Below are 13,459 nucleotides of genomic sequence, written 5' to 3' on the forward strand. Positions count from 1 at the left end.
GGACCAGGGGGATCGGGTGGACCAGGGGGATCGGGTGGATCGGGTGGATCAGGTGGAATCGCGGCCGACGGCGGTGGCGGCCACCGGGCCGTGCCGGTCGGGGGTCTGGGCAGGCTCCCGCACCGCCCGGTCCACGAGCTCCGCGAGGTGGTCCCCGGTCGGCATCTCGAACCGCACGGTGCTCAGCCGGGGTCGTAGCAGCCGGCCGAGGAGCAGGTCGCCCGCCCCGATGACGGCGACGTCCTCGGGGATCCGCAGCCCCTCGTCCAGCAGGGCCCGCATCAGCAGCATCGCGTACTCGTCGTCGTACGCGAACACGCCGTCCAGGCCGAGGGAGCGCCAGCGGGCGGCGAGCCCCGCGGCGGACTCCTCGGTGTAGGCCATGGTGAGGGGAACGACCGGGGGCACGGCCGAGCGGACGGCCGAGCGGGCTCCCTCCAGGCGGGCCGCGGCGGACAGCGCCGGCCCCTCCTCCGCCGGGACGACCACGCCGATCCGCCGGCGGCCGCGTTCCAGCAGGTGGGCGGCGGCCCGCGCGCCCACCTCGGCCTGGTCCGCGATCAGGGCGTGCGCCCCGGGGACCGGCGCCGGGCCCATCGTGATCACCGCACGGGCCCCGGCCCGCTTGAGGGTGCCCACGTCGTGGGCCGACAGCGTGATCCGCCCGAGGCAGACCACGGCGACGGGACGCAGCTCCGCCCAGGCGCGGGCCGCCTCGTCACCGCTGAGGCCGAGGCTGCCGTACTGGACCACCGTGTAGTCGAGACGGCGCAGCGCCCGCTGCAGCTCGTTGAGGAAGCCGCTGTGCAGCGGGCCGACCGGGCCCTCGGAGGCGGGCAGCAGCACGATCCGGGTGTGGCCGGCGCGCAGGCTGCGCGCGGCGGCGTGCGGCACGTACCCGAGCTCCTCGGCGGCCCGGCGGACCCTGCGGCGGGTCGGTTCGCTGATGCGGACCGCCTGGGCGTTGTTGAGGACGTACGAGACCGTCGCGCGCGAGACCCCGGCGAGGCGGGCCACGTCGGCGCTGGTGGGCACGGACGGCGTCGTCGGCGCCGGGAGGGACGGCTTCGGCGGCTTCGGCGGCTTCGGCGGCTTCGGTGACTGTGACATCGCCGTGGCATCCTTCCAGACCGGTGGCGGCCGGGGTCGGGCATGTGGCCGGATGTGGGCCCGCACGGCGGCGCCCCCGCACCGCCCCCGGGAGCGGACCCGCCGCTGCTCCCGCGGGTGCCGGTACCACGGCCCGGTGGTCACGGGGCTCTGGCGCGATCACGCCCCTCCCGGACCGGCGGTGGTGACAATGCCCGTGTATCGCAAGCCCGTTCGGAACTGGAAGGAATCGGCGGCATGCAGTTGCACACCCGTACCTGGGGCGAGGGCGACCGGCTGGCCCTGCTCATCCACGGCATCATGTCCGACCACCGGACGTGGCGGCGCGTCGGGCCCGCCCTCGCCGAGCGCGGCTACCGGGTCGTCGCCGTCGACCTGCGCGGGCACGGCGCCAGCGGGCGCGGCGCGTACAGCCCGGACATCTTCGCGGACGACGTCGCCGAGACCCTGCCCACCGGGGCGGAGCTCGCCGTCGGCCACTCGCTCGGCGGGCTGGCGCTGTCCCTGGCCGTCGACCGGCTGCGGCCGCAGCGGGCGGTGTACTCCGATCCGGCCTGGGGGCTGGCCGGCGCCATGCAGGGCGTCAACCTGGGGTTCCTCGCCCAGTTCAAGCACGCACCACGGGAGCAGGTGAAGGCGCTCAACCCGCGCTGGGAGGAGGAGGACGTCGACAACGAGCTGGCGAGCCTCGCCGTGTGGGACGAGGCGACGGCCGAGGGCCTGGCCCCGCTGGTCGACGCGGACCTGCTGCCGGACGCGCCGGTGGTGCCCTCGCTGGTCCAGCTCGCCGACCCCAGCCTCTTCCTGTCGGCGGAGCAGGTGGCCGAGCTCCAGAAGCGCGGTTTCGAGACACGTACGGTCGCGGGCGCCGGACACACCGTCCACCGCGACGACTTCGCCGGGTTCATGGCCTCGCTGGAGGGATGGGTCTAGCTCTAGGGAATCGACGGCCTCTGGCGTTACCGTCGGTTCTACTGATCGGTAACGGGGAGGGGTTGAGGGCCGATGGCCGTCTCATCCGGTACGCAGGCGCCGACCGCCGGCCTGGCGGCCATGACGCAGGAGCTCGCCGAAGGACACGTCACCTCAAGGGAGTTGACGGAGCGGGCGCTGGAGCGGATAGCCGCCGCCCAGCCCCGGCTCAACGCCTTCCGCATCGTCCGCACCGAGGCCGCGCTGGCCGAGGCCGACGCCGCGGACCGACGGCTGGCCGCCGGCGAGCGGCTGCCGCTGCTCGGTGTGCCGCTGGCCGTGAAGGACGACATGGACGTGGCCGGGGAGCCGACCGCGTTCGGCTGCGCGGGGGACTTCCCGCCGAAGGCCGCCGACAGCAAGGCGGTACGCAGGCTGCGCGAGGCCGGCGCGGTCGTCGTCGGCAAGACCCAGACGCCGGAGCTGGGGCAGTGGCCGTTCACCGAGGGGCACGCCTTCGGGGCGACCCGCAACCCGTGGAACCCGGACCACACGCCCGGCGGGTCCTCCGGCGGCTCGGCGGCCGCCGTCGCGGCCGGCCTGGTCCCGGCGGCCCTCGGCTCCGACGGCGCGGGATCGGTCCGCATCCCGGCGGCCTGGACGCACCTGGTCGGGGTCAAGCCGCAGCGCGGCCGCATCTCCACCTGGCCCGAGCCGGAGTCGTTCCACGGGCTCACCGTCAACGGCGTCCTGGCCCGCACCGTCGCCGACGCCGCCCTGCTGCTCGACGCGGCGAGCGGGCCGCACCCCCGGGACCGGCACCGTCCGGCCCCGATCACGGCGGTCGCGGCTGCCGCCCGGGCCCCCCGGCGGCTGCGGATCGCCCTGTCCTTCGGCACGGCCTTCACGGCCACCCCGAAGCCCCTCGACCCGGAGGTCCGCGCGGCGGTGGAGCGGCTCGCCGGGCGGCTGGAGTCGCTGGGCCACGAGGTGGTCCCGGAGGACCCGCGGTACGGCCAGATCGGCCTGACCTTCGTGCCCCGGGCCGCCACGGGCGTACGGGACCACGCGGTACGGGTGCCGGACACGGGGCTGCTGGACCCCCGCACGCACGGGGCGATGCGCACGGGCCGGATCCTGGGCGGGCTCCCGCTGCGCGTGTCGCGTCGGGCGGAGTCGTACCTGCGGTGGCGGATCGGGGAGCTCTTCGGCCGGTTCGACGTGGTCCTGACCCCGACGACGGCCACCCCGCCGCTGCGGATCGGCGCGCTGGCCGGGCTGGGCGCCTTGGCCACGGACCGGGCGATGATCGCCGCCTGCCCGTACGCCTGGACGTGGAACGTCCTGGGCTGGCCCGGGGTGAACGTCCCGGCGGGATTCACGGCCTCGGCCCTGCCGGTCGGAGCCCAACTCCTGGGCCCGGAGTCCTCGGAGCCCGTCCTGCTGAGCCTGGCCGCGCAACTGGAGGCGGAGGAGCGGTGGCAGCGGCACTGGCCGGGGGAGAGGGCCACGGCCTGACGGGCGGAAGGCAACGGGGGCGGCGTCCCGAGCCACCGCCCCCGGCTCCCAAGGGTGTCGGGCGCCCACGCCGTCCTGTAAGTTCCCATTAAAAACTTAGAGGGCGAGGGAGCAGCAGCGATGGACCAGCAGACCTGGACGGCTGTGGACGCGTACTTCGAGGGACTGCTGGTCCGTGAGGACGAGGCGCTCGTCGGCGCCGTCGCCGACTCCACCGCCGCCGGTCTGCCCGGCCATCAGGTCGCCCCGAACCAGGGCAAGTTGCTGAACCTCCTCGCCCGCATCCACGGCGCTCGCCGCATCCTGGAGATCGGTACGCTCGGCGGCTACAGCACCATCTGGCTCGCCCGGGCGCTGCCCGCCGGCGGGGAGCTGGTGACCCTGGAGGTCGACGAGGCGCGCGCCGGAGTCGCCGCCGCGAACATCGCGCGGGCCGGGCTCGGGGAGGTCGTCGACGTCCGAAGCGGGCCGGCCCTCGAACTGCTGCCCGGGCTCCTCGGCAGCGCCCCGTTCGACCTCGTCTTCATCGACGCCGACAAGCCGTCCAACCCGGCCTACCTGGAGTGGGCCGTCAGGCTCACCCGGCCGGGCAGCATCATCATCGGCGACAACGTCGTCCGTGACGGCGCCGTCGTCGACGCCGACAGCGCCGACCCCCGCGTCCAGGGCGTGCGGCGGTTCACCGAACTCATCGCCGAGCACCCGCGGTTGACGGCGACCGCCCTGCAGACCGTCGGCAGCAAGGGCTACGACGGCCTGGTCCTCGCCCTCGTCACCGACTGACTCCCCCACCCCTCTCCCACCCCCGCCGCGCGCGGGGCGGTAGCCTCGCGCACGTGACGGCACACGCGCACCACCACCCCGACCCCGTCGAGCACCCCGGGCGCAGCGGCACCGCCGCCACCACCGAGGCGGACCCCGGAGCGATCGGACCCGTACGGACGTCGTACGCTCCCGTGCGCGACGGGGATCCCGACCCGGGCGAGATCGTGTGGACCTGGGTCCCGTACGAGGAGAACGACGGCCGGGGCAAGGACCGCCCGGTGCTCATCGTCGCCCGGGAGGCGGGCCGGCCGACGCTGCTCGCCGTACAGCTGTCCAGCAAGCGGCACGACGACGACCGGGAGTGGGTGCCGATCGGGGTCGGGCCGTGGGACCGGGCCGGGCGGGAGTCGTGGGTGTCCGTGGACCGGGTGCTGCGGGTGCACGAGGCGGGGATGCGGCGGGAGGCGTGCGCGCTGGACCGCGGCCGGTTCGGGCTGGTCGCGAACCGGCTGCGGGAGCGGTACGGCTGGGCGTAGCAGCCCGCCGGAACCGGACTCCGCCTGCGGGCCCCCGCCACGGCCCGACCCGACGCGCTCCGCGTCCCCTCAGCCCTCCCGCACCACCTCCGGGCCGGTGGGAGCGCCCCCACCCTTGCACCCGAAGGCCCGTTCGAACGCCTTCCGCGGTGTCGGATCGCGGTCCAGGACGGCGAAGACCACCCGCTCGAAGACGCCGGCGAAGCGGCCCGCCAGGAGGCCCCGGAAGGCCTCCGCGACGTCCGCCGGGTCGTTGCGGAACACCCCGCAGCCCCACGCGCCCAGCACCAGCCGCGGGTACCCGTGCAGGGCCGCGGTCTCCAGGACGCGCTCCGCGCGCCGGGCCAGGGCGGCCGGGATCTCGGCGGCGCGCTCCGGTTCCTGGCGGCGGATGGTGTCGGCGTTCGGGGCCGGGGAGGTCAGGAAGCCCGCCCTGAAGGGCTCCTCCAGGAGTTCGCCGCGGTCGTCGCGGAAGACGGGCACGCCGGGCGAGTGAATCACCCGGTCGGTGTAGAAGGTGCTGCGTTCCGCGCGGTGGACCTCGTAGTACTCGGGGGCCCGGAGCAGCGTCTCGTACAGGGCGGAGGCCCGGCACAGGGCCTCCTCCTGGGCCTCGGCGCCGCGGAGGTAGCCGCCTCCGGGATTCCGGGCCGAGGCGAAGTTCAGGACGGCCACCGCGCCCGGTCCGGAGGCGTCCGCGGCGAGCCTGCGGGCTGCGGCCGTGCTGCTCTCCCCCGTCACCTCGATGGCCGTCCGGTACCGCCTGGCCGGAAGCCGTCCGTCTGGAATGACCTGGTTCGGCCCATATATTCTGGTTCCTGCCCTGGCCTCCGCCAGGGCGGCGGCCAGGGAGACGTGCCGCCCCGTTCGCGTTCCGTACCCACCGGACGCCAGGATCGTCGCGTTCTCCCGCGCGATCTCGCGCAGTCTGCTGCTCATCGGGCCATCATCAGTCGCAGTCGGGCACCGATTCCACTCACATTTGCGCAAACGCGACCGGATTCGGCTCTTCAGTCGGACAAGGACGGGTAGGCATGGTCAGGTCACAGTCCAGGACGGGAGATTCGGCCATGCCCCAGGGCTCATCCGCTCCATCCGCACCGACGTCCACACCTGCACCACCCTCACCCGCACCACCCACCTCGCCTTCACCCGCCCCCTCCCCCATCACCGAGGGCGCCGCCGAGGACCTGGTCCACGGCATCTGCTTCAAGACCGGCCCGCCCCGGGTCCTCGGCGCCGAGCTCGAATGGCTCGTGATGGACGCCGAGCGGCCCGGCGAACCACTGGCCCCCGCCCGGCTGACGGCCGCGCACGACGCGGCCCGCACCCTCCCCCTGCACTCCCGCCTCAGCATCGAACCCGGCGGCCAGCTGGAGCTGAGCTCGGCCCCCGCCGACTCCCTCTCCGCCTGCGTGGACACCCTGCAGGCCGACCTCACCGCCGTCCGGGGCGCCCTGAGCTCCCAGGGGCTGGTCCTGCGCGGCATCGGCCGCGACCCCCGCAGCCCCGTGCACCGGCTGGTGCACAGCCCCCGCTACGACGCCATGGAGGCGTACCTCGACCGCTTCGGCCCGGCCGGACGCGCCATGATGCGCACCTCCGCCTCCGTACAGGTCTGCGTGGACGCCGGCTACGAGGAGCCGGGCCCGCTCGGCCACGGGCGGCGCTGGCGGCTCGGCCACCTGCTCGGCGCGGTGTTCGTGGCGGCGTTCGCCAACTCCCCCGCGACCGGGGGCCCGTACGCCGGATGGGTGTGCGCCCGGCAGGGGATCTGGCGGGACCTCGACGCCCGGCGGGCGCTCGCCCCGCCGCTGGACGCCAAGCCCCGGTCGGGGTGGGTCCGGCACGCGCTGGACATCGAACTGATGTGCATGCGGGCGAACGGCAACGGGCCCTGGACGGCCCCCCGCGGCATGACGTTCCGCGACTGGCTGCGCGCCGCCACCCCGGCCCCGGCCCTGCCCTCGACGCCGCCCCCCGGCACGCTGCGGCCGCCGACCGCCGAGGACCTCGCGTACCACCTGACCACGCTGTTCCCACCGGTGCGCCCGCGCGGCCACCTGGAGCTGCGGATGATCGACGCGCAGCCGGGGGACGACGGCTGGCTGGTGCCGGTGGCGGTCGTGCACGCCCTGTTCGACGACCCGGAGGCCGCCGAGACCGGGTACCGGGTGGCGAAGGCGCTCGCCGACCGGTACGGGCAGGTGCGCGCACCCCGCAACCCGCTGTGGCAGTCCGCGGCCCGGTACGGTCTGGCCGATCCGGTGCTGCGGGCGGCGGCCGCCTTCTGCTTCCGCGCGGCGGCGGAGGCGTTGCCCCGGCTCGGGGCGAGCACGCACGTGCAGGACACGGTGGGTGCCTTCATCGAGCGTTTCGTGCTGCGCGGGCGCTGCCCGGCCGACGAGAACGCCTACCAGCTCACCGGGACGGGGGCCCGCCCATGACCGCTGAACCGTTCGTGTCCGAATCCGTTGCGCCCGGTGGGCCCGCGGAGCTCCGTGAGCGGGCCCTGGCGGCCCTGACCGCGGCCCGGGTCCGCACGGCCGCGCTGACCGACGCGGTGACCGACGAGGACCTGACGGCCCAGCACTCGCCGCTGATGTCGCCGCTGGTGTGGGACCTCGCGCACATCGGGAACCAGGAGGAGCTGTGGCTGCTGCGCCGGGTCGGCGGCCGCGACGCCATGCACCCGGAGATCGATCCGCTGTACGACGCCTTCGAGCACCCGCGCTCCGAACGGCCGAAGCTGCCGCTGCTCGGGCCCGCCGAGGCCCGCCGGTACACGGCCGAGGTGCGCGGGCGGGTCTTCGACCTGCTGGAGCGGACGCCGCTGGAGGGCACCGCACTGCTCGACTCGGGCTTCGCCTTCGGGATGATCGCGCAGCACGAGCAGCAGCACGACGAGACGATGCTGATCACGCATCAGCTGCGGCGGGGTGCCGCGGTACTGGCCGCCCCGGATCCGGCGCCGCCGCCGGGGCCGCCGCCCGCCCTGTCCGAGGTGCTGGTTCCGGGCGGCCCGTTCACCATGGGGACCTCGGCGGAGCCGTGGGCGCTGGACAACGAGCGGCCCGCGCACGTCCGGGAGACGGGGCCGTTCTGGATCGACACGGTGCCGGTGACGAACGCCGCGTACCAGGCGTTCATCGCGGACGGCGGCTACCTCGACGGCCGCTGGTGGGTGCCGGAGGGCTTCGAGCAGATCCGCCGGCACGGGATCGGTGCGCCGCTGTTCTGGCACCGGGAGGCCGGCCAGTGGCTGCGCCGCCGCTTCGGGGTGACCGAGCCGGTGCCGGAGGAGGAGCCGGTCCTGCACGTGAGCTGGTACGAGGCGGACGCGTACGCGCGCTGGGCGGGCCGGCGGCTGCCGACGGAGGCGGAGTGGGAGAAGGCGGCCCGGCACGATCCGGCGACCGGGCGCTCCACCCGCTACCCGTGGGGGGACGCCGATCCGACGCCCGCGCACGCCAACCTGGGTCAGCGGCACCTGCGTCCGGCGCCGGCGGGCAGCTACCCGGCGGGGGCGTCCCCGCTCGGGGTGCGCCAGCTGATCGGCGACGTGTGGGAGTGGACGTCCTCGGACTTCCTGCCGTACCCGGGGTTCCGGGCGTTCCCGTACCGGGAGTACTCGGAGGTGTTCTTCGGGCCGGAGTACAAGGTGCTGCGCGGCGGCTCGTTCGCGGTGGACCCGGTGGCCTGCCGGGGCACGTTCCGCAACTGGGACCTGCCGGTGCGGCGGCAGATCTTCTCCGGGTTCCGGACGGCGAGGGATGCCTGATGTGCCGCCATATCGCCTATGTGGGGCCGGAGGTGCCCCTGGGGCGGCTGCTGAGCGATCCGGAGTACTCGCTCGTCCGGCAGTCGTGGGGGCCGCGGCGGCAGCGCCACGGCACGGTGAACGCCGACGGCTTCGGGGTGGGCTGGTACGCGGAGGGGGATCCGGTGCCGGCCCGCTACCGGCGGGCGCGGCCGATATGGGGTGACCTGACCTTCGCGGACCTGGCCCGGGTGGTGCGGTCCGGGGCGGCGCTGGCCGCCGTACGGGACGCCACGCTGGCGGGGGCCGAGGGGGAGGCCGCGGCCGCCCCGTTCACCGGCGGGCGGTGGCTGTTCAGCCACAACGGCGCGATACGGGGCTGGCCGGGCACGGTGGCCCCGCTCGCGGCGGCCCTGCCGCCCGCGGACGTACTGGCGCTGGCCGCGACGACGGATTCGGCCCTGGTCTGGGCGATGGTGCTGCACCGGCTGCGCCGGGGCGACGACCTGGGCACGGCGCTCGCCGAGCCGGTGCGGGAACTCGCGGAGGCCGCGCCCGGTTCCCGGCTGAACCTGCTGCTCACCGACGGCCGCGCGATCGCCGCGACGGCCTGGGGGGACTCGCTGTGGTACCTCGCCGACCCGGCCGCGCAGCGCGTCGTGGTGGCGTCGGAGCCGTACGACGACGATCCGCGCTGGCACGAGGTGCCCGACCGGACCCTGCTGACCGCACACCGCACACGGGTCGACCTGACCCCGCTCAAGGAGACCGTCCAGTGAGTGACTTCCAGTTGACCCGCACCCTCGACGAGCACACCGCCGACTCCGCGCTGCGCGAGGACGTGCTCAACGGGCTGACGCGGTCGCCGAAGGTGCTGCCGCCCAAGTGGTTCTACGACGCCCGCGGCAGCGAGCTGTTCGACGAGATCACCCGGCTGCCGGAGTACTACCCGACGCGCGCCGAGCGGGAGATCCTGCTGGCCCGGGCCGAGGAGATCGCCGCGGTGAGCGGCGCCCGCACCCTCGTCGAGCTGGGTTCCGGTTCCTCGGACAAGACCCGGCACCTGATCGCGGCGATGCCCGCGCTGGACACGTACGTCCCGGTGGACGTGAGCGCGAGCGCGCTGGAGGGCGCGGCGCGGACCCTGCAGGCCGAGCACCCGCAGCTGCGGGTGCGGGCGATGGTGGCCGACTTCACCGAGCCGCTGCGGCTTCCGCAGACGCCCCGACCGCGGCTGGTGGTGTTCCTCGGCGGGACGATCGGGAACCTGCTGCCGCCGGAGCGGGCGGCGTTCCTGTCCTCCGTACGGGCGATGCTGTCGCCGGGGGACGCGCTGCTGATGGGGACGGACCTGGTGAAGGACGAGTCCGTGCTGGTGGCCGCGTACGACGATGCCCGGGGGGTGACGGCCGAGTTCAACCGGAACGTGCTGGCCGTCATCAACCGGGAGCTGGGTGCGGACTTCCGCGCCGAGGACTTCTCCCACGTCGCCGTGTGGAACCGGGAGCAGGAGTGGATCGAGATGCGGCTGCGGGCCCGGTCGGAGCTGGTGGTGAAGGTCCGGGCACTGGATCTGCTGGTGCCGTTCGAGGAGGGTGAGGAGATCCTCACGGAGGTCTCCGCGAAGTTCCGTCAGGAGGGCGTGCGCAAGGAGCTGGCGGCGGCCGGGCTGGAGCTTGCCCGGTGGTGGACGGATGCCGAGGGCCGGTTCGCGCTGTCCTTGTCGGTGGCCGACGGCGGCTCCGGCTGGGCGGGCAGGCCCGGCAGCAGTGCCGAGGGGGTGGGTACGGGGAGCGGGTCGCCGGAGGTGATCGCGGCCTGAGCCGCGGCCGCGAGGTCCCGCCGGTGCGCGTACCGGCCCGGCGGGATCCGCGGCAGCAGCCGCACCTCGGCGCGGACGCCGCGGGCGCGCAGGATCCGCCACAGGGAGGCGGTCAGCGGGTCGTCCCCGACGAAGGAGGCGGCCCCGGCGGTGTCCCCGCCGGGCAGCCGGTAGTCGAGCCGGATCGGCTGGACGGGGACGCGTGCGTCGAGGGCGGACTGGAACGCGGCCCGCCGGAAGGACCCTTGGGCGCGTCCGCACCAGGTGCTGCCCTCGGGGAAGACGGTGACCCGGTCGCCGGCCAGCAGGGCGCGGGTGAGGGTGGCGACGGTGTCCGGGAGGGCTCGGATCCGGTCGCGTTCGATGAACAGGGTGCCGGCCCGGGCGGCGAGCCGGCCGAGGCCGGGCCAGGCGCGGATGTCGCTCTTGGCGAGCATCCGGGAGGGCAGCACGGCGGCGACGAGGGGGATGTCCAGCCAGGAGACGTGGTTGGCGACGACGAGGCGGGCACCGTCCGCTCCCGCGCTGCCGTGGACGGTGATGCGCAGTCCGAAGGCCCGTACCAGCGCGGCGGACCAGGCCCGGATCGCGGTGTGCCGGGGGCCGGCCGGCAGGAGCCGTACCGGCGGCGCGCCCAGGACGCCGAGGAGGACCAGGCCGACGGCGGCGGTGAGCCGCAGGACCGCGTGCGGGACGCCGACGGTGTGCCCGTCGTGGCCGGCGCAGTCCTGCGGGGTGCAGGGCGAGGTGGGCAGCCAGACGCTCATGCGGTGGGGGCGAGCGAGAGGAAGTGCTTGAGGTAGCGCGGGTGGGTGCGCCGCAGCGAGAGCAGGACGTACAGGTCGGCGCAGCCGAACTCGGCGTCGTGGGCGGGCTCTCCGCAGACCCAGGCGCCGAGCCGCAGGTAGCCGCGGAGCAGCGGCGGCAGCTGGCTGCGCTCGGGGAAGGTGATGCCCTCCGGGTTCCAGGGGGTGTGGGGGGTGACGCGGTACTCGACGGGGGCGAGGTTGCGGGGCAGGACGTTGTCGCGGGTGGCGGCGGCGAGCACGCCGCCGTCGGCGAGCGGTATCGAGCAGCAGCCGGCGAGCCAGTTGTGCCCGGAGCGGTCCATGTAGCGGGCGAGGCCGGCCCAGGTCAGGGCGATGGCGGCGCCGTTGCGGTGGTCGGGGTGGACGCAGGAGCGGCCGACCTCGACGAGGTCCGGGCGGATGGGGGCGAGGGCGGAGAGGTCGAACTCGCTCTCCGAGTACAGGCGTCCGGCGATGGCGGCGCGCTCCGGCGGCAGTAGCCGGTAGGTGGCGACGACCTGCTCGGTCTCCTCCTCGACGACGAGGAGGAGGTCGCAGTAGGCGTCGAAGGCGTCGGAGTCGAGGCCGGGCTCGGGGCCGTCGAGGCGGGCGCCGAGCTCCCCGGCGAAGACCTGGTGGCGCAGCCGCTGCGCGGCGCGCACCTCGTCCTCGTCGCGGGCGAGGCGGACGGTGTAGTGGGGGGTGGCGGCGGGGGCGACGGCGGTGGGCTCGGCGCCGGGGGCGGGGATGAGGGCGGGGACGGGGGCGGGAGCGGCGAGGGGGGAGAGGGCGGACGGCGAGAGGGGGGCGATGGTCATGGCGGCTCCTGGTCCGGGCACGGAGTGCGGGCCGCAGGTGTGGCGACCCGGCTCCTCTACTTCTTCCGTGACCGGCTGGATTCGACATGACCGCTTCGCGGCAGGCGGATGTGCGGAGTCTGAACTCGCCGGGGTCAGCGGGCCGGGTTCAGCACCTTGGTGATCTTCTCGGAGGCGGCCTTGGCGGCCTTCCCGGGGTCCTGGCCGCTGAGGACGGCCGTCATGTAGGGCTTGATCGGATTGTCGGCCTCGACCTCGGCCCAGCGGGCGGACTTGGGAGTGGCCCGGCCCTGTGCGGCGCCGGCGGCCATGCTCGCGGCGCCTTCGTCGCCCTCGACGACGTGGGCGAGGGTCGTCTTGTTCGGCACGTAGCTCATGGTGCGGGCCAGGTCGGTCTGCCAGCGCTCGCTGACCAGGTCGGTGATCACGTCGAGGGCGTGGTCGCGCTGCCCGGTCCTTGCGGGGATGATCAGGACGGAGCCGCCGGTGAAGACGGCGCCGGGCTTGTCGGAGGTCTTGCCGGGGACGGGGAAGAAGCCGAGCTTGCCCTTGAGGGCGGGGTTGGCGGCCTCGATGGCCGCGGCCTGGCCGGGCGGGGCGATGATCTGGGCGACGTCGCCCCGGGCGAAGACGTCGGCCTGCGGGGGCGTCTCCTCGTCTGCGTCCTTCGGGCCGTCGCCGAGGGCCTGGAGCTGCTTGTAGAAGTCCATGCCGGCCAGGGCCCTGTCGTCGTGGAGGGCGCCGCTCCAGGTGCCGTTGCCGTCGGTGGCGAGGTCGCCGCCCTCGTCCCAGATGAAGCCGGACAGGACGTACCAGTTCTGGCCGGGGAGGTAGATGCCCTGCTGGTCGCCCTTGTCGAGCTTCCGGGTGGCCTGGAGCCACTCCTGGCGGGTCTTCGGCGGGTTCTTGATCCCGGCGCTCGCGAACAGGTCCTTGTGGTAGATCACGACGCGGTTGGCCGCGTACCAGGGGACGCCGTACTGGGCGCCGTTGATGCTGCCGGGGTCGGCGAGGCCTTCGAGCCAGTCCTGGTTGCCCCAGGTGCGGAGCCCTTCGAGGGTGAGCTCGGACAGACCGCCGGTCTCGATGTACTGGGCGACCTGGGTGTTGCCGACCTCGATGACGTCGGCGCCCTCCCGGCTCCCGCCGGACAGCACGGCGTTCACCTTGTCGCCGATGCCCGTCCACTCCTGGATCCTGACGTCGAGGTCGGTACCGGGATGCTCCTTCTCGAAGGAGGCGGTGAACCGGGCGACGAAGTCCTCCGATGCGCTGCCCTTCATCAGCCAGAGCGTCACCTTCTGCGGCTCGGGGGCCGCGCCTCCCGGGCCGCTGCACCCGGTGAGGGCGGCCGCGGCCACGAGGGCGGTACACGCGGCGGGGAAACGCATCTTCACGTAGGGCCACCTTCCGGGTGATCGGAGTTGGCT

General features: G+C 74.7%; 12 protein-coding genes and 1 pseudogene. 8 read left to right on the forward strand and 5 right to left on the reverse strand.

The features are described 5' to 3' along the window. Positions 1 to 48: 48 nt before the first annotated feature. Positions 49 to 1,110: a LacI family DNA-binding transcriptional regulator gene (locus ACSHWO_RS05070; RefSeq protein WP_438310204.1), complete on the reverse strand. Its 1,062-nt coding sequence runs from the start codon at positions 1,108 to 1,110 to the stop codon at positions 49 to 51. Positions 1,111 to 1,347: 237 nt separating this feature from the next. On the opposite strand from ACSHWO_RS05070, the gene ACSHWO_RS05075 reads away from it, so the two are divergent. From ACSHWO_RS05075 to ACSHWO_RS05090, 4 genes are all read left to right on the forward strand, one after another. Next, complete coding sequence (locus ACSHWO_RS05075) at positions 1,348 to 2,043, forward strand: alpha/beta fold hydrolase (protein WP_438310205.1); 696 nt, start codon at positions 1,348 to 1,350, stop codon at positions 2,041 to 2,043. 72 nt (positions 2,044 to 2,115) lie between these two features. Beyond that, positions 2,116 to 3,540 (forward strand): amidase, encoded by a 1,425-nt coding sequence (locus ACSHWO_RS05080; RefSeq protein WP_438310206.1) that lies wholly within the window; start codon positions 2,116 to 2,118, stop codon positions 3,538 to 3,540. 120 nt (positions 3,541 to 3,660) lie between these two features. Then, a complete protein-coding gene (locus ACSHWO_RS05085) occupies positions 3,661 to 4,323 on the forward strand; it encodes an O-methyltransferase (protein WP_438310207.1) in 663 nt (220 codons plus the stop codon). A gap of 53 nt (positions 4,324 to 4,376) precedes the next feature. Next, complete coding sequence (locus ACSHWO_RS05090) at positions 4,377 to 4,841, forward strand: type II toxin-antitoxin system PemK/MazF family toxin (protein ID WP_438310208.1); 465 nt, start codon at positions 4,377 to 4,379, stop codon at positions 4,839 to 4,841. A 69-nt stretch (positions 4,842 to 4,910) separates the two neighbouring features. On the opposite strand, the gene ACSHWO_RS05095 is transcribed toward ACSHWO_RS05090, so the two are convergent. After that, entirely contained in the window at positions 4,911 to 5,780 is an 870-nt protein-coding gene (locus tag ACSHWO_RS05095) for a TIGR02452 family protein (RefSeq protein ID WP_438310209.1), read from the reverse strand. 131 nt (positions 5,781 to 5,911) lie between these two features. Here ACSHWO_RS05095 and egtA point away from each other — a divergent pair, with 131 nt between their 5' ends. From egtA to egtD, 4 genes are read left to right on the forward strand one after another with little or no spacing between them, the layout of a single operon-like run. Continuing rightward, positions 5,912 to 7,288, forward strand: a complete 1,377-nt coding sequence (gene egtA / locus ACSHWO_RS05100; protein WP_438310210.1) for an ergothioneine biosynthesis glutamate--cysteine ligase EgtA — start codon at positions 5,912 to 5,914, stop codon at positions 7,286 to 7,288. After that, complete coding sequence (egtB, locus tag ACSHWO_RS05105) at positions 7,285 to 8,622, forward strand: ergothioneine biosynthesis protein EgtB (RefSeq protein ID WP_385804651.1); 1,338 nt, start codon at positions 7,285 to 7,287, stop codon at positions 8,620 to 8,622. Before egtA ends, egtB begins: the two co-directional genes overlap by 4 nt. Further along, a complete protein-coding gene (gene egtC / locus ACSHWO_RS05110) occupies positions 8,622 to 9,380 on the forward strand; it encodes an ergothioneine biosynthesis protein EgtC (RefSeq protein WP_438310211.1) in 759 nt (252 codons plus the stop codon). Before egtB ends, egtC begins: the two co-directional genes overlap by 1 nt. Continuing rightward, positions 9,377 to 10,423, forward strand: coding sequence for an L-histidine N(alpha)-methyltransferase (egtD, locus tag ACSHWO_RS05115; protein ID WP_438310212.1), 1,047 nt, complete (start codon positions 9,377 to 9,379; stop codon positions 10,421 to 10,423). The genes egtC and egtD overlap by 4 nt, the downstream gene beginning before the upstream one ends. Before the next feature lie 239 nt (positions 10,424 to 10,662). Here egtD and ACSHWO_RS05120 read toward each other — a convergent pair. The 3 genes and pseudogenes from ACSHWO_RS05120 to ACSHWO_RS05130 form a co-directional block, all read right to left on the reverse strand. Beyond that, positions 10,663 to 11,190, reverse strand: a pseudogene (locus ACSHWO_RS05120) (lysophospholipid acyltransferase family protein); the annotation flags it as partial. Continuing rightward, positions 11,187 to 12,029 carry a GNAT family N-acetyltransferase gene (locus tag ACSHWO_RS05125; RefSeq protein ID WP_438310213.1) on the reverse strand — a complete coding sequence of 281 codons (843 nt, stop codon included), beginning with the start codon at positions 12,027 to 12,029 and terminating at the stop codon, positions 11,187 to 11,189. The gene ACSHWO_RS05125 and the pseudogene ACSHWO_RS05120, both read right to left, overlap by 4 nt. Positions 12,030 to 12,163: 134 nt before the next feature. Continuing rightward, positions 12,164 to 13,426, reverse strand: a complete 1,263-nt coding sequence (locus ACSHWO_RS05130; RefSeq protein ID WP_438310214.1) for an extracellular solute-binding protein — start codon at positions 13,424 to 13,426, stop codon at positions 12,164 to 12,166. Between the last annotated feature and the right edge of the window lie 33 nt (positions 13,427 to 13,459).

Source organism: Streptomyces pallidus (ex Mingjun et al. 2026), assembly GCF_051550185.1.
Lineage (GTDB): Bacteria > Actinomycetota > Actinomycetes > Streptomycetales > Streptomycetaceae > Streptomyces.